We start from the raw sequence: 20,988 nt of genomic DNA, 5'->3' as shown, positions 1-20,988 counted from the left end.
TAAAAGTAGCTTTTTCGAAAAATAATTTATTTACTGAACTGGCCGATGATCGTTTCTGCCATAGTAGTTCTCGACAGCCGTTGGATGTCCTAATAAATCCCCCACTGTCGTGATGCGATAGCTTTGCTCTTTCAGATAATCGATCACTTGAGGAACGGAACGAATCGTTTCAGGATAGATATCATGGAATAAAATAATTGCCCCATCGTATACTGTTGCTTGGATCTTCTGCAAAATCAAATCAGGATTTCTTGTCTTCCAATCTTCTGAATCAACAGACCATTCGATGATCGGTCGCTGGATGATCGTTGCTCCTACATTCGTGACAGAACCATAGGGCGGACGAACAAAAGCGGGGGTTTTACCAGTGACTTTTTTGATCTCAGTGTCTGCTTTCGTCACTTCCTCCGTCATCGACTGGGCAGAAAGAGTGGCCAGATTCTGATGATCGTATGTGTGATTGCCAATCTCGTGCCCTGCTTCAGCTGTCTGCTTCACGATTTCAGGATGCTGCGCCGTATTTTCTCCTAAGACGAAAAAAGTGACATGCACGTTTTTTTCTTTTAAGATTCGCAGAAGCTGCGGCGTTGTGGTCGCTCCTGGTCCATCATCAAAGCTGATGGCAATACTTTTGACAGCCGTATCTCGGCTCGTTTTTGTACTATCTTGTGTTGATTGTGATGACTGACTTTGTACCTTTTTCGCTGATTCTTGAATGGCTTCTTTGACGTTAGCTGTTTCAGTTGATTGACTTTTAAAGGTTGATTGTTCTGATTGTTTGAAAGATTGTGACGAATGCTCCGAAGAATGTGCTTGTCCTTTCACTTCGGTGATCAAGGAGGCCACCGAAGTAACTTCGAAAAATAAAATACCTAGCAAAGCAATAAACCCAATAACTAAAAAAGACTGTTTTGACATACACATTCTTCCTTTAATCCTTATTTTTGCAGAATTCTCAAGAAACAAATTTTTTGCTACTTTATAATTACTTTATTATCACTTTATTGTTATATTATCGTCAGTTAGTTCAAAATCAGCGTTCGATAATACTCAGCCTAAAATAAAGGGCTAACATTTCTTTAGAAATTTCTGCTATTTCTCATTGATACTAGGATAAATGAGAAATGAATGGCATATGAGATAAAAATGATTTTTTTTTACTGTTATTTGATTAATTAATATGATAATTAAAAAAATTCATCCTCACTTTACTCTTTTCAATTGAAACATTCTATGATAATGACCGCTTCCAAGTGTAAAAAACACTTGAAAGCGGTCATTATTATTATTCGTAAGATTTTCCTAAAATAGTTAAATCAGTCAACTGATCATCCATGTTTGCAACTTTAGGTAAATGCCCCCACTGCTCAAATCCGTTTTTGCGGAATAGGTTGATGCTCGCTTGATTGGTAGCAAACACAAAAGCTAAAAGTGTATCGATCTTACAATCTAAAAGTTGAGATTCAGCAAATGATAATGCTTTTTGTCCTAATCCATGTTTTCGGTAATTTGAATCAATATAAATACTTATCTCTGCAGTTTTTGCATAAGCTGGTCTCCCGTAAAAATCGCTAAGACTCACCCATCCTGCGATATTTTGATCGATCTTCATGACCCATATCGGACGTTCTTTTGATTGATGGACATCAAACCATGCCTTTTTCGATTCTATTGTAACTGGTTCTAAATCAGCTGTAGATAAGCGAGTTGGAATCGCTTGATTGTAAATTTCCACGATTCTAGGCAAATCCTGGATCTGTGATAAAGAAAAGTTGATCATCGTTCACAATCCCCTCATACGTAGTTGAGGTTATTATATCATTATCTTTAGTTGCTGCAATCATTTTTTCATTTTTCTGAAACAGGTAGTTTATTCAATTATAGAGTAGTTGATCGGGAAATTCTCGCGCATCTGTGATCAATGTCCTGCCAAATCCTGTAGTCCCTCTTATTCCATGAAAATCAGAACCGCCAAAACAAGAAAAATGATATGTTTTGATGAGATCTGAAAGGATCTTAAGGTCTCTTATACGATGAGCTGGATGATACTTCTCCAAACCATCAATCCCGAATGAAGCGAGTTCTGGGATTAAATCATAGTTATCAAATTTTCCTGGACAGGCTAGAACAGTCAATCCACCACCGTATTTGATTGCCTCTATGGCATCATATACATTTATTTTTTTTCGATTATCAGAAACTTCTTCTGCTGTCATAAGTTTTTGATAAAACGTATGGTCCATCTGTGTACCATAGCCTCTTTTTTTCAATAAACGATATAAATGACAGGGATAAAGTGCAGTTGCCTTCTCTGCTTCCTTCCAAAGTTCCTCTTCCTTCAGATGATAACCTTCTGCCTGCAGTTTTTTTAACTTAAATAAAGTTTGATTGGTTTGAAAATGAAGTAACGGTCTGCACAACTGCTTGATATAGCTCCGATTTGAAAGATTATATCCCAATATGCGGACATGTTTTTGTCTTTTCAAGTCAAAAGCACTAATTTCGATTCCTTCGATCAAATTAACAGGCGACTCAAAGAATACTTCTTTTACTGCTTCTATCCCTGCGAATGTATGATGATCCACGATTGCTAAATGGTTTATTTCTTGAGCTGTCGCTAAAGACAAAAGTTCTTTTGGATGAAAAAAACCATTCGAATAGCAGCTATGCACATGTAAGTCTGCCTTCATTCCCGTTCTCCTCTTTCTATAAAATTTTATGTTTTGACAATATATTTTTCTTTTAATTTCAAAGAAATAAATTCTAACAGTACAGCAATCGTCAAGATCATATAGACCATCACGCCGATTTCTCGAAAGTCAAAATAAAAGTTACTAGCCATCGTCAACTGAAAGCCTAATCCTCCTGCACCAGCTGCAGCTCCTACCGCAATCGCATTTGTAAAATTGATTTCAAACCGAATGAATGTCCAAGAAAGCAATGTCGTGAAACAATGAGGGAGAACACTTTGAAAAACAATCTGCCACCAGCTCGCTCCACACGCTTTCAAACTTTCGATCATGCCAGACTCCATTTCTTCAATACTTTCAGAATAAACTTTTGTCAAATAAGCAATGCTGTGAAAAGACATCCCGATAATTGCAGCATTCGCTCCTAATCCGATCAAAATAGAAAAAATCATGACCCATAAAATCGTGGGAACTGCTCGAATAAAAGACATCAGCCCTCTTATCGTATTGGAAAGAAAGCCACTGCTTAAGTTTCGGGAAGCTAACAGGCTAAGAAAGAAAGCAAGAAAAGCACCAATCACAGTTGTTAAAACAGAGAGACCAATCGTTATACCAAGACTTTCTACTAAAGAAAACGTCGTAAATCTTCCAGATAACTGCGGACGCAAGAAAATATTGAACATATTGGAAAAAAAAGCAGAAACTGCTTCTGTTAACTTGACATTCCCGTAATCCATTGTGATCACAGTGTATGCAGAAACCAAACATAAAAGTAGCAGCATGAGCCTTACAATGATCCGTTCTTGACGCCATAGTTTAACTTTTATCCTCTGATTTCTTTTCCTGAATGCCACCTTTGAATAAGAGGTTGGATTAAATATGGCATTCGTTTCATTTGTCTGATAATCCATCATCAGCGGATCATCCTCCTTACTGTATTCGAAATTGCCTCCAGTGAGATAACTGCAATAATGACAGTCAGCGTAATCATCCCGACCACATCGTATTGGAATTTTTTGTAATAAAAGTCAAATAAAAAACCAATACCAGTCCCTGTCAGTATCCCGACTAGCGTAGCATCACGAATATTATTTTCTATTAGAAAAAGAAGCCAGCTAAGGAGCTGATTCAAACACATCGGCAAAACACCTTGCCAAATGATTTGCAAATAGGAAGCTCCAGATGCCATCATCGCTTCAATGACGCTGCCAGATACTTCATCGATTGTTTCCATGAATGAACGGGTCAAATAACCAAATGTCGTAAAAGTAATCGCCAAATATCCGGTAAACTCGTTTTGTTTGAAACTTAACAACAAGATTATTGCCCATACAACAATAGGGACATTTCTGAAAAAACTCGCCATGCCTCTAGCGATCACTTTTGTGAAACGATTCAAACCGATTTCTCTTGATCCAATCACAGCTGCTATCAAGGCAAAAATAGCACCTGATGTCGTAGCAGTCACTGCCATCAGTATCGTCTGGACGAGTCTAGATATGATGATCGATAAATAGGCTAGGGAATCACTTGTCGGAATAAAGTTGGAGAATAGCCAGAAAAAACTTTTTGGCACAGCAGAAAAAGCTGTTCCTGCCCGAAATCCAACGCCATGTGCTGAAATAAAATAAAGAAAAGCAATCAGCAAAATATAAAACAAGCGATATCTTTTTTGTTGTCTGAAAAATTTTTCTGCCTCTATTTTTTCCATTCTCTCATCCTTTACACTAATAATTTTTTAGATTGATAGATCGTTTCTATTTTTTCTTTTGTCAACTCGTATGGCCTTCCCTCAAATACGATCTTTCCGCTATTCACTCCAATGATCCTATCGGAATAATCGATGGCTGTTTCCACTTGATGCAAGTTGACAAGGCAAGTAATCGCCAATTCATTGGTTATTCTTTTTAAGTAATCCATGATCGTTTTAGCAGATTTTGGATCAAGAGAAGCTATTGGTTCATCACATAAGATGAGTGCCGGATTTTGCATGAGTGCTCTGGCGATTCCGACCCGCTGCTTTTGTCCACCACTTAATTCGTCACATCGAGTGTACGCAAATGCCGAAAGATCCACCTTTTCTATAAGATCAAAAGCCTGTTCTTTTTCTTCTTCTCGATAAAGACCAGCAGCTCCACTGAGTGTTGTTTTATAACCCAAACAGCCATGCAATACATTTTCGATCACGGTAAGGCGACTGACAAGATTATAATGCTGAAAAATCATACCAATACGTCTTCTTTTCTTTCGCAGTTCTTTTCTTTTCAGTTCATTCATTTCTCTATCCTCAAATCGAATCGTACCACTATCTGCTTCGATTAATCGGTTGATCGTACGCAAGATGGTTGATTTTCCCGCCCCAGACGGCCCGATAATCGAAACAAATTCTCCTTTTTCAAGTGAAAATGAAATATCCTGCAATGCTTGATTTCCGTTTGGATAGGTTTTCGTGATGTTTTTTACTTCTAATAGCATTTGGCTTTCCTTTCCAGTCTTTTCTTATTTGTTCATTTCTTTGATCTCATCATAAAAGTCATCTGAGACTTCCACATACCGCTCATTTCCTTCTTTTGTGAACATACCTGGGACATCAGCATCTTTTGGTGCAAAAATAGCTTTATTTTCAGCTGTACTATCAGCAGTCATTCCTTTGATGATCTTATCAATATCTGCTTCAGACAACGTCTGTTTGTTTGCTGCAATTGGTCCATTCAAGACCGGTATGGAAAGAATAACTTGTGCTTGTTCCCCTCGTACCGTGTCAAAAGGAGCTTGAGCATCTTTTTTTACTTCGTAAATGACTCCTGCCTTGTTTTCTTCTCCTTGGATCACATCAAAATATTGCGGCATATTCATAAAAGCAGCTACATCCGCGTCGCCTTTTAATAAATTGATCATGGATCCTTGATGAGACCCGCCAAACAACACTTTTTCAAAGAATAGACCATCCATGATAAGATCATCTGTATTCTTTAAATCAAAATGTTCAGCGATTTTGTTGCTCGGTACAGTAAAACCAGAAGTTGAGGTATTCGTGACGAAAGAAATCGTTTTGTCTTTGATTGGATCAATCGTATAGCCACCTGTTTCTTCATACTCTTTGCTGTTTTCTGGTTTCACCGCTAAAAAGCTGTAATATAACGCATCTTCCAGCGTTCCGCTTGGCCCAGAATTGGTCAATATGGCTTCTACTTGCTCATTTTTCTTGTTTGCTTCGATATAGCCTTCTGCACCCATATAAGCTAAGTCTACTTGTCCATTTGCAATAGATTCCACGACCACGTTGTAATCTGTACTTGTCACTAATTCAACTTTCTTATCTGTAGCTTTTTCAACCACCGCTTTTACCGCTTCTCTTGCCGGTTCAAACTCTGCAGCAGATTCATTAGGGTAAAAAGCAATTTTGATCGTATCAGAGGATTGGTTTTGATTACCACTTACTGTCTGATTGGACGAACGACAACCTGCTAATACCATTAGAGTTGCTATTAATACTATACTCACCATCGTTTTTTCTATTTTTTTCAACTCAAACATATCTTAGCTCCTTTTATTTATTTGCTACATCTTTAGTGTACCCTCTATTTGTAAAGTTCTAATTTGTATCTTTCTTAATTCAAATAAAGATTGTAAAAACTATGTAAATTCGTGATTTCTCTATCCCAAAAGTTTATCTAAGCAGGAACAAGGTTCTTTGTCTCTTTTCAGCTAGCTAGATCTAAACTGGTTTAAACAAAGATTTACAAAACTCGCTGTGCTGGAAATATTTTTACGGTGGATTCTTTCCTATCTCGGTTAAAAATAAAAAGCATGCCCTGCAATATGCAGGTCATGCTTTTTATTCACTATTATTTAATTAAATAGAAGTTTCTGTGATGATCGCAATCAATTTCTTTCTTAACTGATCGAATTGACTGTAAGACTGATTGAATAATCTCTGCACAGACTGATGGCTGTTTTCCATCCAGTTTTCTGGCTTTTTCTCTCCAAGAAAATCAGCTAGGAGCTGGTCTGTTTTTGTTTTGTTTATTTTCTCCGCTTCTTTTAGCAGATAAAAGTCTTCTACACCACGATACAGTTCTTTATAGCGAAGAGACAAGAGCAGGCTGCCGGAGACAGATGGATAAACCAAGCACAAATCACCAATTGGAAGTGAACTGGTATTGTAACGAATATCTTCTCTTGCATGTTCCGGCCAGCAGTTATATGCCCATCTCAGCAGACCATCTGTTCCAAAATAATAAGCTAATGCTCCTTGTAAGCGGCTTTCTGTCAAGGGACTGTGCAAGAATGTGTTTGGTTTATCTGGATAATTGCAGATGTAGTATTGTGTTTTTCCAGGAAACTGTTCCTTCAGCCATTCATAATTTTGACAAGTACAATAAAAAGATGTGACTGGATAGTCGATCTCTGAAATCAAGGCTTGTAAGACTGGTTCCTTGTCAAATGCCACTTTCAGCTGTAATGTTGGTTCAATTTCTTTTAGACACTTGACAGCTTCTTTAAACGTAGCGATTTCATGTGCTTTTGGCTCATCTGCCATGAGACGAACTTTGTCCCAAATGTTCTTTTTCTTAAAATAGGTAAACAATTGCTGGAAATATTGTCTAAGCTCTTCTTGTTTTTCGATGAATGCCATTTGCTCTATTTCCTCATCATAATAACGGATCACAAGTTTTTCTGGATGTTCTACTGCTTTATTCAAAGGGAAGAAGGGTGGCTGCCAGACGCCTAAAAGGCCGAACACATCGATTTCTTTATCGATCCCTGCTTCAAAAAAACAAGCTAAATACTTATCCAAAATTGAAAAATCACACTGGATATTTCCTTCTTTTGTTTTGAGAACTTTGACCATTGAGTATTCATACAAGTTAGCTGGGAAATCTTTGACAATATAATTGAACCATCCTTTCCAAGGGATTTCTCCTGCAATGACTGTAATGGTTTTTTGGCCTAATTCAGCTAAAGTTGAAGCCATTGTCTGAATCAGTTCAAAATGTTGATTACTCCAAAGAGGCACTTGGAATGTACGAGAAAGATTAGAAGGTTGCTGCCAAATGTCTAAATGGAAGGAGTCAGTTACTTTATCACTGAAAGTAAATGCTTCTACAGTTACTTCTAATCGTTTCTGTCCGATGACTGTTTCTTTTGTTGTTATTCCTGCTTGATAAATCGTGATATCTATTGGATAGGTGCCGGTTTTTTGTTGACCATCAACCGGGATTTCTACGTAAATAGGAGTAAAGCGATCACCAGAATAAGTATGTGCTTTTTCTTCTAACAGTTTATCTCCGTAGAAAATGTCGTCTTTTCCGCAATAATATTCAATAAAATTCGACTTGATGGGCAGTTCTGAGTTGATTTCTATTCGGTATATAGGTATTTCAATCGCATCTGGGATCGTAAATTGATCGTCTAAGCTGTAATGGTTTTTCTTCCCATCATGCAGCAATAACTGAAATGCGGCTGTACTATTTCGATAAACAGATAGATTTTCGAGTGGCTCCGGTTCTTGGGCAAACATACTAGTAGATGGCTTAAAGGTTTCGTTCGTCAGCAAGATATTCATGGACAACCTCCTGTTCTTTTTTCGGATAGGTATATAAAGAGAATTTGATGATTTTAGGCATATTACCGATATATGGCGTATAGCGCTCATCCCCATTTAAAACACGCTCTGTGATCCATTTTTTTCCTTCAAAATATCCTTCTTCAAAATTCAAAATTTCTGAACACAGCTCTTCATCTACTGCATCGTGGAATAGCGCAAAGTTACATCCAGCAAAAAAATAATCATTTTCTAATTGAAAAAAGAGGCCAGCAGTGTTCAGCTGCTCTTTCTTGTCTTTGCTTAAATATTTGATCAAAAATCGGTAATTTTCATCTTGATACTGATACGTCATGTCCTTTTCCTTTTTAAAAGAATGGATCTTGATTGTTTCATCCGTTAAAAACGGGGTTAGTTCTTTAATTATTTGATAACACTTAGTAAAATAAGGCAAACTTCCTGTCGGATCAAAAGCCGCTTGGTCTAATCCTAACTCTTTCAAAAAAGCCTGATCCTCATCTATTATAGCTTCCGTACTTTTTCTAAGATCTTCGATTCCAAATGGAGAATACAAAAGTGCGCCTTTCCCAAATGCATAGAAACAATTAGATAGATATCTTAGATCTTTTCTTGTTTCTGGTATGAAAAGGGGTTGATCAATCATTTGATAATCTTGAATGATTTCCCGAAAATTTTCTTCATAGATATCTGGAGCAAAAGCCGTTAAGCTAGGTGCATTTTTTTCCCATACGTTTAATACATTTTTTGTAGGACCACCGCTAGGATAGTCGCCCGCGCTTTTTCCTTCTTTATGTAGCCAAGCATTGGTGAACAACGGGATATCTAACCATTTTTTTGCTTCTAATGCCATCTTTTCCAGTGCATGACTAAAGGCATAGGCCATGAATGTCTCGTCTGAAAGTTCCTGCCAGCTGTTTGCTTGAGGATATAATTCTCTGATTCTTTCTGGAAGTGTGGATCCATATATTTGCTGTGCTTTTCTAGAGTAATCCCTTGCCGTTTCAAGACAGCCAACCTCATTTTGGATCTGCATCATGCATACTTGATCTTTCAGCGGATGCTGACTGATAAATTGACATAGGCTAGATAATGCGCGACAATCTGCTTCAATTGCTTTCTCGCAAAACGGTGAGATACAATTTAACTGCTCTTGCTTTTGGTTGACTACTCTAAAATAATTTTCTGTGTCTGTCTTGATCCACGGAGGAACATAAGTAGATAAACCGTTTTTCCATAAACCGAACCACAGAAAAACCAGCTTGATCTTATTTTCAGCTGCTTTTTGTAACTGAGCTTCTATCAAATCAAAGTTGAATATTCCCGGAATTGACTCAATGTTTTCCCAATAAACAGGTACAAGCAGGGTGTTCAATCCAATATTGTTCACAAATGGCCAAATATTTTTTTCCATAGAAAGTGCCGTGGAAGCTGCTGAATTATGCACTTCTCCCCCTAAGAGAAGACAGGGTTTTTCATCCATGAGAAAATAGAACCGATTGTTCTTATTGATTATTTCATATTTCATTTATTTCCTCCGATCATCGATTCTTTGATGGAAAAGTTCAAAGATTCCAAGTCAATTCATTTACCCATTGACTGATCTTTGTTTTTGTAAATTTCTCTGGCGAAAATTCACACAGCTGGTTGAGGGACAAACTTCGAATGATTTTGTACCTACTTTTATCGGCTAAAAATGGCAAATGTTCAAGTAAGATCGAACGATTTGCTTCAATGGCGTATAAATTTTTGATCGGTACTTGCCAAACGTCTTCTATTTTTTGTGTAGTTTCTACAGCGGCTTGTGACCAAATGATTTCCAGCCACTCGATACAAAGCTCAAACCACTTGGCAAATCGTGGGTCCACCATCTCTTCACTATTTCCACTCCATTTATTTCCTAATGATAATCCGTGCTTTCCTTTTTGAAAAATATGTGTTTCAAATGGTACATCGTTTTCTTCTAACGCTTTCAAATACAAAATAGAATTCTCGATAGGCACCACATTATCTTCGAATGTAGAAAACAAAAAAGTAGGTGGCGTTTGCGGTGTCACACACATGTCTAAAGAAGGAGCCTTGATCTTCATCGCTTCTGCAAAGGAGCTTAAAATAGCCGGATAGGCAAGGATACAAGCACTTGGTTTTCGATCGGACAAAGTAGACAAAGCGGCTGCTAAATGCCCACCGGCAGAAAAACCGATCACTGCAACTTTGGATTGATCGATTTTTGCTTTTTCAGCTAGTAAGGCAATCAGATCCATGCTTTTTTCTGCATCCGCCAGTGCTTTGTGGAAATCACGGTGTTCTCCAACGTGATAGCGCAGCACACCCGCATGATAACCTTCAGCAGCAAATTTCAATGCAATCGGTTCTGCTTCTCTTTCACTGCAAAATCCATACCCTCCTCCTGGAATCACTAGTATAAACGGACGTTTGTCAATACGGTGAAATTCGGGTTTTTCTTCATGAAGATAAACCGTTAGAGTCGTATTGGCTTCGTTGTCAATAGTCATCGTATTGATCTGCATAGGCTTACTCCTCTTCGTTTAATCCATTTTCAGCAATCAATTTTTGATACCAATAAAAGCTATCCTTTTTATAACGATCCAAAGTATTCAAAGAATCATCTGTTCGATCAACATAAATAAAACCGTATCTTTTTTCGATTCCTTCATGGGTGCTGATCAAATCGATCGCGCTCCACGGACAATAACCGATCACCTCTACACCATCTTCCATTGCTAGATACATTTGCTGGATATGCTGTTTCAAATAGTCGATGCGATACTTGTCATGGATTTTTCCATCTTCTGTTAATTGGTCTTTTGCTCCTATTCCGTTTTCGGTTATCAATAACGGCAGACGATATCTTGAATAGATCTCATTTAACGTATAACGGAACCCTTCTGGATCGATTGGCCAGCCGAATTCAGTCATTGGCAAATGTGGGTTCGTTGTTGCTTGAAAGAAATCCGGGATACCAAAGCCAGATTGCTGATCGATCTTGTTTTCTTTTTGATAATAGGCTGACACAGTCATGGTATTGTAATAATTAAAAGCGATATAATCGCATGTACCTTCTAGCATGATTTTTTTGTCTTCTTCTGTTACTTCAGGACAGGCATTGATTTTTGACAAAATGTGCCAGGCATTATGGTTATAGACACCATAAACCGCAGCATCTAAAAACAGCCAGTTTCTTAAAGCACTCATATTCATTGCAGCCAACTGGTCTTCTGGTTTATCAGAAGCAGCATATACACTGGCAATGTTCGGCGCGGGTCCGATCTTTCCTGGATAATTCCCATCATGATAATTTTTCGTGACTAGGGCTTGAGCAACGAGCATATGATGGTTTTCTTGAAACTTTTCTTTCATTGATTTATTACTTGTACCAATGATCGAACCAGCTAAAGCCATGACATTTTGTTCATTGATTGTTTGCCAATAGTTTACTTCTTGACCGAATGTGTCAAAAAGCAGCTGGCAGTAATCAGCGAAAGCTTGGATCGTCGCCCTATTTTCCCAGCCTCCCTTTTCATGGATTTCATAAGGCAAATCAAAATGGAATACCGTCACGATCGGCTCGATCTCATTTTCCTTCAATAAAGCAATGAGTTTCTTATAAAACTCCAGCCCTTTTGGATTAACTTTTCCATTAGACATGACTCTACTCCAAGAAATCGAGAACCGATAAGCTTTTAATCCTAGCTCTTTAAATAAACGAACATCTTCTTCAAAGCGATGGTAATGATCTACCGCCACTTTGAAATCACTTGTTCCGTCAGGTATTTCTTTCATATCTTGAACAGACGGCGCTTTACCGTCTGCATCCCAAGCTCCCTCTGTTTGATACGCACTAGTGGAAGCTCCCCATAAAAAATCAGTTGGAAATCTCATTCAATCGTACTCCTTTCGCTGCACCGATCAGATTTGCTTCAGACTCAAAGGCGGCAGCTTCTATCGTCATTTTCGTAATCGTTTGTTCGATCATCGGCGACACAGAAAAGATGGCTTCATAGTTTTTCTGGATATCTCTGATCAGCCTTTTTTGTTTACTGATTCCACCGCCAATAATTATTTTGTCCAAATCCAGCAAACACTGGATATTGAAACAAAGAATCGCTACTTGATTGCAGTATGTGCGATATAAAGTTTGTGCTTGATCATCTTCTTTTTGATATAGATAATCAAATACAAGAGGTCCTTCTGGTTCACACTGAAATAATTTTGCCAGTTCTTTTACTAATCGAACAGCTGACAAATTGATCCCTGCAAATGATTCAGCCCCATTTATCCCACGATCTTGTATCAAGAAACTAACCTCTCCAGCTTGACAATGGGGTCCTTTTCTTACCTGCCCATCTAGCAAAAGTCCAACGCCGACGCCTGTTCCTAGAATAATTCCTGCACCATTTTCAATCCCTTTTAAATGACCGAAACTTGCTTCTCCCAATACAGCAGCTTTCGCATCATTTTCTACGAACACACGAACGGGCAAATGTTTTTCTATTTCTTGCTTTAAATTGACTTCATTCAGGCATGCGACTGCTCCACCAAAAAAGACGGTTGACGCTTCTTTCACCGCACCAGGAACAGAAAATACGACAAATTCAATGGGTTCGATCTGCTGATAAGAACGGATCAATTCGACAAGGACAAGGATAAAATTGTCCTTATCTGTTTTTGGTGTCTCTATTTGTCTTTTTTCTCTTATTTGCGTATCCATTATTAAAGCTGACTTGATATACGTTCCACCGATATCGATACTTAATGTCCACATGCTTTTCCCCTTCATTATGCTTCGACTTCTGCATTGATGATTTTTTCTGCTTTCGTTTCTGCTTCTTCTTTTTCCAGCGCCGCTTCTAACTCTAGTTCTTTCTTATCTGCGATCTTAATGAATGGGTACCACATCACCACACCGATTGCCATACAAATAACCATTAGGATCGTGTAGTTCAATCCGCCTGATAAAGGCATCTTCACAAATGTAGGAGTTGTCCAAGGTAATAGCGACATAGTCGGATTCAAAGAAATCGGCAATATGGTAGTGGTTAATCCCCACGTAACGAATCCTGCAATCAATTGTGTAAAGATTTGCGGAATAAAGAAAATCGGATTCAAGATGATCGGCATCCCAAACATCAATGGTTCTGTCACATTGAATAAGGATGGAACAAAAGATAATTTACCTAACTGGCGCATTTTGGCTGATTTGCTTTTGATCATGAAAAATGTCACGAATCCCATGAATCCAGCTGCGTACATCCCCATGTAGATAACAGACGGAACTAAATAGGGTAATGCTTTTCCTTCTTGGAAGGCAGCAATGTTCCCAACGACCATCGTCATACTGATTGCGCCTAAAGGTCCTTGCAAAACAGCATTGTGGATACCGAAGAACCATAAAACAGCTAATAATTCCATGATAATGATGATCGATAACGGACTCGCTACTAAAGAGTTCAATGGGGCATTGATTACGTCGATAAAGAATTGGAAAATCGTTCCTGATTGTGTCAAGCCAAACAATACTCGCAAAGCAAATACAACAACAAAAATGATCGTAACGACAAATACTGGTGACAAGGATTGTGTGACCATTGGCGGCACGCTTTCCGGTAATTTGATCATTATATTTTTCTTAGCTAAGAAGGCATAGAAGCGGGTAATGAGCAAAGCGACAAGCATACCGATAAATAATCCTTGTCCGCCCAGATAATCCAATCGTAACGCACCGACAGCTTGTTCAACTGCTTTCCCATCTTGTGTGACAGTTGTCATGACGGATTGCGGCATCAGCATAATGAAACTTGCCAAAGAGATGATCGAGGCATTCCGTTCATTGGTCCCTAATTGTTTTGCATAAGAGAAAGCTAAACTATATACGACATACAACGAGAAAACACCTGTAGCACCATTAGTGATTGCTTCTACATGAGGAAAAATCCCCACATTTTTCAAAAAATCGATCCAGCCAGGAAATGGGAAATTACCAATAATTGTAATGAAGGCAATCCCTAATGTAATTGGACTTGTTCGGATAAACCCTTCCATCAATGCGGCTAACACTTTGTTCTTTTGTAATTTCTCCGACATCGGCAATAGTCTGCTACTTAAAAACTGTTCTAATTTTTCCATCTTTCTTCTCCTTTTTTATAATTGAATTGTACGGTCATCTTCTGAATCTACTGTCGAGAGAGAAAAAGTAAATTCGCCAGACTCCCAAATTTTTTCCCCTTGATTGTTATAAAACATAAGTGCTTCTTTTGATAATGTATAGTTAATCGATTTTTTCTCATCTGCATGTATAGAAACGACTTGACTAGCAATCAACAGTCTAACTGGTTGCACAATAGAAGCTGTCTTGTCCTTTACATAAATATGGATAACTGTTTCTATTGGTTTTGCTGAATGATTGATTACTTCATAAACAAGTTGCAACTTATCTTCTTGATCCTGTATCTCCTGCCAGCTTGCTTCGACTTTTCCATACGTTTTACCAGTGCCAAAAGCAAACAGTGGCTCATTGGATTCATCAATATACTTGGACACAAAGCGAGTGGAATGCGTACTTGTTTCTAAAGGTCGGCCAGTTGAAGCATGTGCATAATAGATTGGAATCTGTCCCTCACTCCGTGGGAAAGTCATGCTGAGTCGAGCACTTGGCGCTGCTTTTCCTGCAAGAAGATTGGCAATACCGATGCCTCCCATCGTTCCAGGATACCAAACGAGCAGCAAACTAGAGAAATAAGGTTCGATCTCCGTTAGGACAAGCGGACGTCCGGTATATAAAATCCCCACGATTGGTTTGCCCAATGCTGCTAACGCTTTGATCAACCGTTTTTGCTTTTCAGGCAATCGAAGGTTAGTTTTAGAAGCTCCTTCTCCACTTTCTAAAAATTGTTCTCCGATCGTCAGTAAAATCACGTCAGATTTTTCAGCAGTTTCCAATGCTTCTTGGAATAATGTTTCTTCGTCTTCGATTGTTCCATTCAGTTGTTCAATTCCAGCTTTTAACGGTCCAAATGGTTCATAAGAATCAAACAGGTTGAATCCTTTTGCAAATAATAGCTGTTCTTTTGAAAAATGCTGTTCTAGTCCATCTTTTAGTGGAATACTATCTTGAGGTTTACCACTGACAGAAGCCCAGAATCCAATCGTCAGACGACTTTTGCCGTAAGGACCGATAACTGCGATTTTCTGGTGTTTTTTTAATGGAAGTGTATCCTCATTCTTCAGCAAGACACAACTCTTTTCCACTAACTTGACTGCTATTTCTTTCGATTCTTCCGTCAGGATTTCTCCCGTGTTCTCTTCTTCAAGCCCACGATAAGGATCTTCGAATAGTCCAAGTTTGTTCTTTAAATCTAAGATCCGCCACACTGCTTCATCTAACAATTGCAAGATCTCTTTATTTTCTTCTGCTAATTTTTCTAAAGAATTGGCATAGACAGAAGTCATCATATCGAAGTCCACACCGGCTTCTAATGCTTTTTTAGCTGAATCTGCTTGATCTTTCGCATAGCCATGTACTTGCAACTCTTCAATAGCCGCATAATCAGATACCAGTACGCCGTTAAAGCCGAACCTTTTTCGAAGAATATCCCGATTAAGCCAGCGATTACCAGTAGAAGGCACGCCATTCAAAACGTTGAACGCGGTCATGACTAGCAAACAATTGGCTTCAACTGCCGCTTGATAAGGAGCGAGATATTCATTGAAGAGACGTTGGTTGGACATATCGACCGTATTGTATTCCCTCCCAGCTTCTGGAGCCCCGTATCCTGCAAAATGCTTGATACATGCGCCCACTCGGTATTTGTCAATCAACTGGAGATTGTCTCCTTGATACCCTTGGACAGCGTGTTTAGCAAATTCTTTTGCAGTATACACATCTTCTCCCGGAGACTCCATCACCCGTCCCCAGCGAGGATCTCTTACTAAATCAAGCATAGGTGAAAATAGAACATGCAGTCCGCTTAAATAACTCTCTTTCGCTGTTTCTTGTGCGGCTTTTTGAATCAAGTCAAAATCATACGATCCAGCTTGTGCTAACGGAATAGGAAAAATGGTTCGGAAACCATAAATAACATCTGACATAAAGAGGAGCGGAATTTTTTTATTCCTTTCTTCCATTATTTTTTTTTGGATTTTTTTTAGTTTTTCAGGTTCATTTATATTATAAATGGAACCAATCTGACTTAAATCAAAATCATCAGGAAAGCCTAATTCCTTTGTTGGTCCGGTATTCATCACATTGCTATCAGTAAATAAGTCGCCGTTCAACTGGACAGTTTGTGCGATTTTTTCTTTTATTGTCAAGGAATCGACTAATTGCTTTAATTGTTTTTCATCCATTATTTTCTCCTTTTTTGTAACCGTTTTTACACTTTTAATTATAACGATAAAATTTTCTTTGTTATACAACAAAAGAAGACTTTATATAAAAATAGAAGAGAGATACCTGAAAAAATTAATATTCAACATGTTATTTTTGCGATACAATGGAAGAAAAAGGATAGACAGGAGGAAAATAATTGAAACAGACAGCGATTTCTAAAATAATGGATTTGTTATACAAAAAATATCTGATCCCCATGGTTTTATTCGATTCAAGCGGCGAAGTTTGCCACCCGAAGATTTCATGGGAGATACAGCCTATCATGGAAAAATTCATTTCGCCTAAAGAGAATCAATCCGTATGTTTATTTAATCACTTTCCTTTTATGTTTGCTAAACTAGATTTTATTACAGACAGCAAGCCCTATTCCTTATTGATCGGCCCTTGCGGTATGATCGGAGAATCTCCTGATACTTTCCTTTTCAAAGGACATAGCTATCACTATGGTATTCACTATACGAAAGAAACAACTGCAGCTTTTGAAGAATTCGTCCAGCTTACCTATGCTTTTCTAACACACGAACTCTTGAAAAAAGAGGAATTGCACTGGGTTTACCAAAAAGAAATCAAGCAGCGATCTACCACGGATCAACGGTTAGAGGACAGTTTGTACGACCGCCGGATGCAAGAAGCCACTTTTGATTCTTATCAATTCGAGCTTCGATACACGGAGTATATCAAACGGAATCAGCCAGAAAAGATTGATTGGCTCTTTAAAAAGATGCAAGAAACGTATCATGTCGAATTGTCCGAAAATGAATTAGAAGGTTTGAAGCTGAAGTTCTCTGCTTTCGTTGCCATCCTGACGCGTATTAGTATCGATGAAGGAGTCCCGATCAATCAGGCCTTCAGTTTATCTGATGCTTTGATCCAAGGCTTGTTCCGCATCCATTCTTCTAGTGAATGGCACACATATATGAAAGAAGCGACTTATCGTTTCATGCAACTGATCCATCAGCAGCCTCTAGCCGATAAATCCATGCTAGTCAAGCAACTGATCAATTATATAGACAGTCATATTTACGATCGTGTAACGCTTGACGAGCTAGCTGAGACATTTGATAAGCACAAGACACATCTTTCTGCTTTATTCAAAAAAGAAATGGGACAAACGATCCACTCCTATATCCAAGAACGGAAGATCAATGAAAGTAAACATTTATTGCTTTTTACGGACAAGAGTTATAAAGAAATCAGCGTATTGCTTTCATTTGCGAGTCAAAGCCATTTTATTCAAGTCTTTAAAAAAACAACTTCCCTTACGCCAAGAGAATATCGCGATCAACATTATGCTTATTCCGTCCATTAAAAAGATAAAATGATATATTCTCTAATTAATAAAAAAACAAATATCAATTATATGATGAAATTTATAGAAAAAATCTGTTATACTAACCGTAATGAAATCTGTCTTAGGGGAATCGAATCATGAAAATCTACTACATTGAAGATAACTTGTTTCATCAGGAACTATTTAAGAAAGAATTAATGAAACATCAAGAGCTGAGTGTCATCTCTCTTCAAATATTCCCGAACAATGAGTTGGAAACGATTTATAAGCGCTTAGATACACTGGTCTTTTCTTCTTCTGATTTGTTTATTATTGACATTGATCTGAAGACATTGCATAGCGGTATTGATTTTGCTAAAAAAATACGGAACAAAAACCCAGAATGCTCCATTATCTTCCTATCAAATGATAATACACGCGGATTAGAAATCATTAATCAGCAGATTCGTCCCGATTGTTACCTTGATAAAACGAACCTAGATGAAGTTGCGCAAACATTGAAACAACTTCTCTTAGAAAAACTGGAAGCTCATAAACAATCGTCCTCTATCATTGAACTGCAAGGTGCCGCAAAAGTCTTTTTGATTGCGCCAGACGAAGTCAATTATATTTCAACGATTAATGGTTCTCGCTCCACATTAGAATTTTATGGAACAAACGAGAACTTCGTTATTCATGATAAAATGAAAAATATCAAACAAAAATTTCAAAATTATCATTTCTTTAATGACCTGAAAAGTTTTTCTATCAACCCGTTCAATATCAAAGAAGTAGATAAACAAATGATGGAAGTCCATTTCAAAAATAAAGATACGCTTTTTTTAAGTTCTTCTAGTGTAAAAAAACTATTGCGCCATATTGACCAGCTGAAACAAACGAACAGCTGACGATTCCTTTTTTCAAACATCAAAACGGGCAGGACAGAGATGTCCTACCCGTTTTAACTTCAATAGGCTACTTTACTAGCTATTCAAACAATTTTACTGATAGATTTCTCATAGATTGCTAATTCCAAGACAAACATTTTCGTGCGCTTTAAATATTTGATCCCGTAATTGGCGTTTAGATATTTATCCGTGATTTTCGAGAAGTTATAAAGACCGAGCCCCCCATTTTTTTTCATTGAGCTTCCTCTTTTCATCAACTTAGATAAACTTGTTGATGACATATCAGCTGGATTCTCGATTTTGAAATAAAACCGTTCGTTTGTTTGATTGATCGTGATACTGACGGGCACTTCTTTTCTTGTTTTATCACAATGTTCAATGGCATTATTCAGTGCGATAGATAAAAGACGAAGAACATCGATGTAATCTGCTTTGATATTATTGATGATATTTAGAACTTGGATATCATAAGAAACACCTGATTGATTTGCTTTTTCCATAAAATGATAAAAAAGCCCGCGTACCGCTGGATCGCCGATTCGCTTCAGAGGATTATGCCTGGCATCATCGATCGCTTCTAAAGAATAATCCTTTAAACCTGAATAATTCATACTTTTAATTAAAACCATGTGAAACTGCCTCACGGCAGCTTACAATTACTTTTTCATCTTCACCCGTTAAGTGATGAAAAAAGAACCCCTTTCTGCTATGGTTAAAGTGACTAAACCAACCAAAAGAAAGGAGTTCTTTTCATGACTAGCTTACACAAAAACCAAGTAAAATTCAATTCAAATATCACTATTTCTCATACAGGTGGTCAATTATCGAGTGATTCGGGTCTCGTCCTAGTGAAAGAGCTAATGAACATCTTTGGTTTTTCTGAACTAGCTAAGCAACACATTCACATTGAAGACGAACGAGCGTATTTTACTCATGACAACTTATCCATACTTGAGCAGTTCATTATGCAATTAATTGCTGGTTACTCAGCTGATTCTGCAGCTAATCTCCTGAGACAAGATCCTGTGTTTAAAGCTGTTTTAGATAGGAAAGAACTCGCTTCTCAATCTTCACTTTCCCGATTTTTAGATCGACTATCTGAGGAGAATATCCATGAACTTCAAGCTTTGAACCAAGAACTTATCGATAAAGCACGCCTCATCCGTAATGATACGGAGTTAATCATTGATTTAGATTCGACCCATTCAGATACATTTGGTCACCAAGAACAAACGGATTATAATACACACTACCAAACCTATGGTTACCATCCATTGGTAGCTTTTGACGGATTGACTGGTGACTTCTTAAAAGCTGAACTACGTTCAGGAAATCAATATACATCAAAAGGCGTAAAGGAGTTTTTCACACCTTTATTAGAGCACTATAATCACTCTCTACCAAACACTGACATCTTGGTTCGTGGAGACAGCGGGTTCGCTACACCTGGTGTGTATGATTCGTGTGAATCAAAAAAGAGTCATTATGTTATTCGACTGAAGAATAATCGTAGACTAGGTCAAATAGCTGAGAAATCAGTACTTTATGGCGATAATCAAAAGTGGGAAGAACGAGAAGTTCAGTACTTCTCGACCACTTATCAAGCACAATCCTGGTCACAAAGTCGTCGCGTGTGTATACGCTCAACACGTGAAGCGGGCGAACTACTCTTTCGACATGAATTTATCGTGACGAATCTATCAGAAAATGTTTCTCCTGATACCATCTTTTCTATCTATGCCAAACGTGGCACAATGGAGAACTTCATTAAAGAAGCGAAAGCTGGCTTTTACTTTGACAAAACAGACAGTCCTCGCTTTTTGGAGAATCATGTCCGAATGATGCTCAGCTTGATAGCTTACAACTTAGTCAACTTCTTAAGAACGATTGGCTTTGAAGAAGTCCAAAAGGGAATGACCATTCATTCTATTCGATTGAAGTTTCTGAAAGTTGCTGGGAAATTAGTCCAAACGGGTAGACGAGTCTATCTCAAATTATCTAGTTATCATGTGTATCAGAATGAATTCTACAGGGTCTTTGCTCGCCTGAGGCGAGCCAGTCAATGGATCTAATCCAACAATCTAACGATTTTTTTACTGGGAAGTTATCCAGGGAGAAGTATGCTCAAAATGCCTTACACCCAA

Annotated in this window: 18 protein-coding genes; 3 read left to right on the top strand and 15 right to left on the bottom strand. The window is 38.0% G+C overall.

Features of this window, described 5'->3' with window-relative positions:
• Positions 1-30: 30 nt before the first annotated feature.
• The 14 genes from IGL70_RS04615 to IGL70_RS04550 form a co-directional block, all read right to left on the bottom strand.
• Positions 31-918, bottom strand: coding sequence for a polysaccharide deacetylase family protein (locus tag IGL70_RS04615; RefSeq protein ID WP_113809447.1), 888 nt, complete (start codon positions 916-918; stop codon positions 31-33).
• A 367-nt stretch (positions 919-1,285) separates the two neighbouring features.
• Positions 1,286-1,780 carry a GNAT family N-acetyltransferase gene (locus IGL70_RS04610; RefSeq protein ID WP_010728272.1) on the bottom strand — a complete coding sequence of 165 codons (495 nt, stop codon included), beginning with the start codon at positions 1,778-1,780 and terminating at the stop codon, positions 1,286-1,288.
• Between the two features lie 94 nt (positions 1,781-1,874).
• Complete coding sequence (locus IGL70_RS04605) at positions 1,875-2,690, bottom strand: PHP domain-containing protein (protein ID WP_002306310.1); 816 nt, start codon at positions 2,688-2,690, stop codon at positions 1,875-1,877.
• 26 nt (positions 2,691-2,716) lie between these two features.
• Positions 2,717-3,604 carry a PhnE/PtxC family ABC transporter permease gene (locus IGL70_RS04600; protein WP_002331497.1) on the bottom strand — a complete coding sequence of 296 codons (888 nt, stop codon included), beginning with the start codon at positions 3,602-3,604 and terminating at the stop codon, positions 2,717-2,719.
• The gene (locus IGL70_RS04595; protein WP_081156825.1) at positions 3,604-4,401 is read right to left on the bottom strand and encodes a phosphate/phosphonate ABC transporter permease; all 798 of its coding nucleotides are present in this window, start codon (positions 4,399-4,401) and stop codon (positions 3,604-3,606) included. Before IGL70_RS04595 ends, IGL70_RS04600 begins: the two co-directional genes overlap by 1 nt.
• 11 nt (positions 4,402-4,412) lie before the next feature.
• On the bottom strand, positions 4,413-5,165 hold the full coding sequence (gene phnC, locus IGL70_RS04590) for a phosphonate ABC transporter ATP-binding protein (protein ID WP_002302937.1): 753 nt from the start codon (positions 5,163-5,165) through the stop codon (positions 4,413-4,415).
• A 24-nt stretch (positions 5,166-5,189) separates the two neighbouring features.
• A complete protein-coding gene (locus tag IGL70_RS04585; RefSeq protein WP_002306305.1) occupies positions 5,190-6,227 on the bottom strand; it encodes a phosphate/phosphite/phosphonate ABC transporter substrate-binding protein in 1,038 nt (345 codons plus the stop codon).
• 319 nt (positions 6,228-6,546) lie between these two features.
• A complete protein-coding gene (locus IGL70_RS04580; RefSeq protein ID WP_010728268.1) occupies positions 6,547-8,259 on the bottom strand; it encodes a DUF4091 domain-containing protein in 1,713 nt (570 codons plus the stop codon).
• On the bottom strand, positions 8,228-9,784 hold the full coding sequence (locus IGL70_RS04575; protein WP_104874019.1) for a DUF5597 domain-containing protein: 1,557 nt from the start codon (positions 9,782-9,784) through the stop codon (positions 8,228-8,230). The genes IGL70_RS04580 and IGL70_RS04575 overlap by 32 nt, the downstream gene beginning before the upstream one ends.
• Before the next feature lie 37 nt (positions 9,785-9,821).
• Positions 9,822-10,787: an alpha/beta hydrolase gene (locus tag IGL70_RS04570; RefSeq protein ID WP_104874018.1), complete on the bottom strand. Its 966-nt coding sequence runs from the start codon at positions 10,785-10,787 to the stop codon at positions 9,822-9,824.
• Positions 10,788-10,791: 4 nt separating this feature from the next.
• Entirely contained in the window at positions 10,792-12,159 is a 1,368-nt protein-coding gene (locus IGL70_RS04565; RefSeq protein WP_002332499.1) for a glycoside hydrolase family 1 protein, read from the bottom strand.
• Entirely contained in the window at positions 12,143-13,057 is a 915-nt protein-coding gene (locus tag IGL70_RS04560) for an ROK family protein (protein ID WP_104874017.1), read from the bottom strand. The genes IGL70_RS04565 and IGL70_RS04560 overlap by 17 nt, the downstream gene beginning before the upstream one ends.
• Entirely contained in the window at positions 13,057-14,403 is a 1,347-nt protein-coding gene (locus IGL70_RS04555; protein WP_002302944.1) for a PTS sugar transporter subunit IIC, read from the bottom strand. Before IGL70_RS04555 ends, IGL70_RS04560 begins: the two co-directional genes overlap by 1 nt.
• Positions 14,404-14,418: 15 nt before the next feature.
• Complete coding sequence (locus tag IGL70_RS04550; RefSeq protein ID WP_104874016.1) at positions 14,419-16,623, bottom strand: glycoside hydrolase family 3 N-terminal domain-containing protein; 2,205 nt, start codon at positions 16,621-16,623, stop codon at positions 14,419-14,421.
• 206 nt (positions 16,624-16,829) lie between these two features.
• Between IGL70_RS04550 and IGL70_RS04545 the strand changes: the two genes are divergently transcribed.
• Together IGL70_RS04545 and IGL70_RS04540 are read left to right on the top strand one after the other, a co-directional pair.
• Complete coding sequence (locus IGL70_RS04545) at positions 16,830-17,975, top strand: helix-turn-helix transcriptional regulator (protein ID WP_002306298.1); 1,146 nt, start codon at positions 16,830-16,832, stop codon at positions 17,973-17,975.
• A 119-nt stretch (positions 17,976-18,094) separates the two neighbouring features.
• Positions 18,095-18,844, top strand: coding sequence for a LytR/AlgR family response regulator transcription factor (locus tag IGL70_RS04540; protein WP_002306297.1), 750 nt, complete (start codon positions 18,095-18,097; stop codon positions 18,842-18,844).
• Positions 18,845-18,927: 83 nt separating this feature from the next.
• On the opposite strand, the gene IGL70_RS04535 is transcribed toward IGL70_RS04540, so the two are convergent.
• Positions 18,928-19,473, bottom strand: a complete 546-nt coding sequence (locus IGL70_RS04535) for a GHKL domain-containing protein (RefSeq protein WP_240187444.1) — start codon at positions 19,471-19,473, stop codon at positions 18,928-18,930.
• Positions 19,474-19,596: 123 nt separating this feature from the next.
• Between IGL70_RS04535 and IGL70_RS04530 the strand changes: the two genes are divergently transcribed.
• On the top strand, positions 19,597-20,916 hold the full coding sequence (locus tag IGL70_RS04530; RefSeq protein ID WP_104873965.1) for an IS1380-like element IS1678 family transposase: 1,320 nt from the start codon (positions 19,597-19,599) through the stop codon (positions 20,914-20,916).
• Positions 20,917-20,988: the final 72 nt, after the last annotated feature.

The sequence above is a fragment of the Enterococcus sp. DIV0901a genome, from assembly GCF_051711525.1.
Taxonomy (GTDB): Bacteria; Bacillota; Bacilli; order Lactobacillales; family Enterococcaceae; genus Enterococcus_B; species Enterococcus_B faecium.
This window is presented reverse-complemented; position numbering and strand designations above follow the sequence as displayed.

Coding starts and splice junctions, on each gene's coding strand:
- IGL70_RS04615 (WP_113809447.1), bottom strand. CDS start 918: ATGTCAAAACAGTCTTTTTTAGTTATTGGGTTTATTGCTTTGCTAGGT.
- IGL70_RS04585 (WP_002306305.1), bottom strand. CDS start 6,227: ATGTTTGAGTTGAAAAAAATAGAAAAAACGATGGTGAGTATAGTATTA.
- IGL70_RS04550 (WP_104874016.1), bottom strand. CDS start 16,623: ATGGATGAAAAACAATTAAAGCAATTAGTCGATTCCTTGACAATAAAA.
- IGL70_RS04575 (WP_104874019.1), bottom strand. CDS start 9,784: ATGAAATATGAAATAATCAATAAGAACAATCGGTTCTATTTTCTCATG.
- IGL70_RS04530 (WP_104873965.1), top strand. CDS start 19,597: ATGACTAGCTTACACAAAAACCAAGTAAAATTCAATTCAAATATCACT.
- IGL70_RS04555 (WP_002302944.1), bottom strand. CDS start 14,403: ATGGAAAAATTAGAACAGTTTTTAAGTAGCAGACTATTGCCGATGTCG.
- IGL70_RS04600 (WP_002331497.1), bottom strand. CDS start 3,604: ATGATGGATTATCAGACAAATGAAACGAATGCCATATTTAATCCAACC.
- IGL70_RS04610 (WP_010728272.1), bottom strand. CDS start 1,780: ATGATCAACTTTTCTTTATCACAGATCCAGGATTTGCCTAGAATCGTG.
- IGL70_RS04570 (WP_104874018.1), bottom strand. CDS start 10,787: ATGCAGATCAATACGATGACTATTGACAACGAAGCCAATACGACTCTA.
- phnC (WP_002302937.1), bottom strand. CDS start 5,165: ATGCTATTAGAAGTAAAAAACATCACGAAAACCTATCCAAACGGAAAT.
- IGL70_RS04565 (WP_002332499.1), bottom strand. CDS start 12,159: ATGAGATTTCCAACTGATTTTTTATGGGGAGCTTCCACTAGTGCGTAT.
- IGL70_RS04545 (WP_002306298.1), top strand. CDS start 16,830: ATGGATTTGTTATACAAAAAATATCTGATCCCCATGGTTTTATTCGAT.
- IGL70_RS04540 (WP_002306297.1), top strand. CDS start 18,095: ATGAAAATCTACTACATTGAAGATAACTTGTTTCATCAGGAACTATTT.
- IGL70_RS04535 (WP_240187444.1), bottom strand. CDS start 19,473: ATGGTTTTAATTAAAAGTATGAATTATTCAGGTTTAAAGGATTATTCT.
- IGL70_RS04605 (WP_002306310.1), bottom strand. CDS start 2,690: ATGAAGGCAGACTTACATGTGCATAGCTGCTATTCGAATGGTTTTTTT.
- IGL70_RS04560 (WP_104874017.1), bottom strand. CDS start 13,057: ATGAAGGGGAAAAGCATGTGGACATTAAGTATCGATATCGGTGGAACG.
- IGL70_RS04580 (WP_010728268.1), bottom strand. CDS start 8,259: ATGAATATCTTGCTGACGAACGAAACCTTTAAGCCATCTACTAGTATG.
- IGL70_RS04595 (WP_081156825.1), bottom strand. CDS start 4,401: ATGGAAAAAATAGAGGCAGAAAAATTTTTCAGACAACAAAAAAGATAT.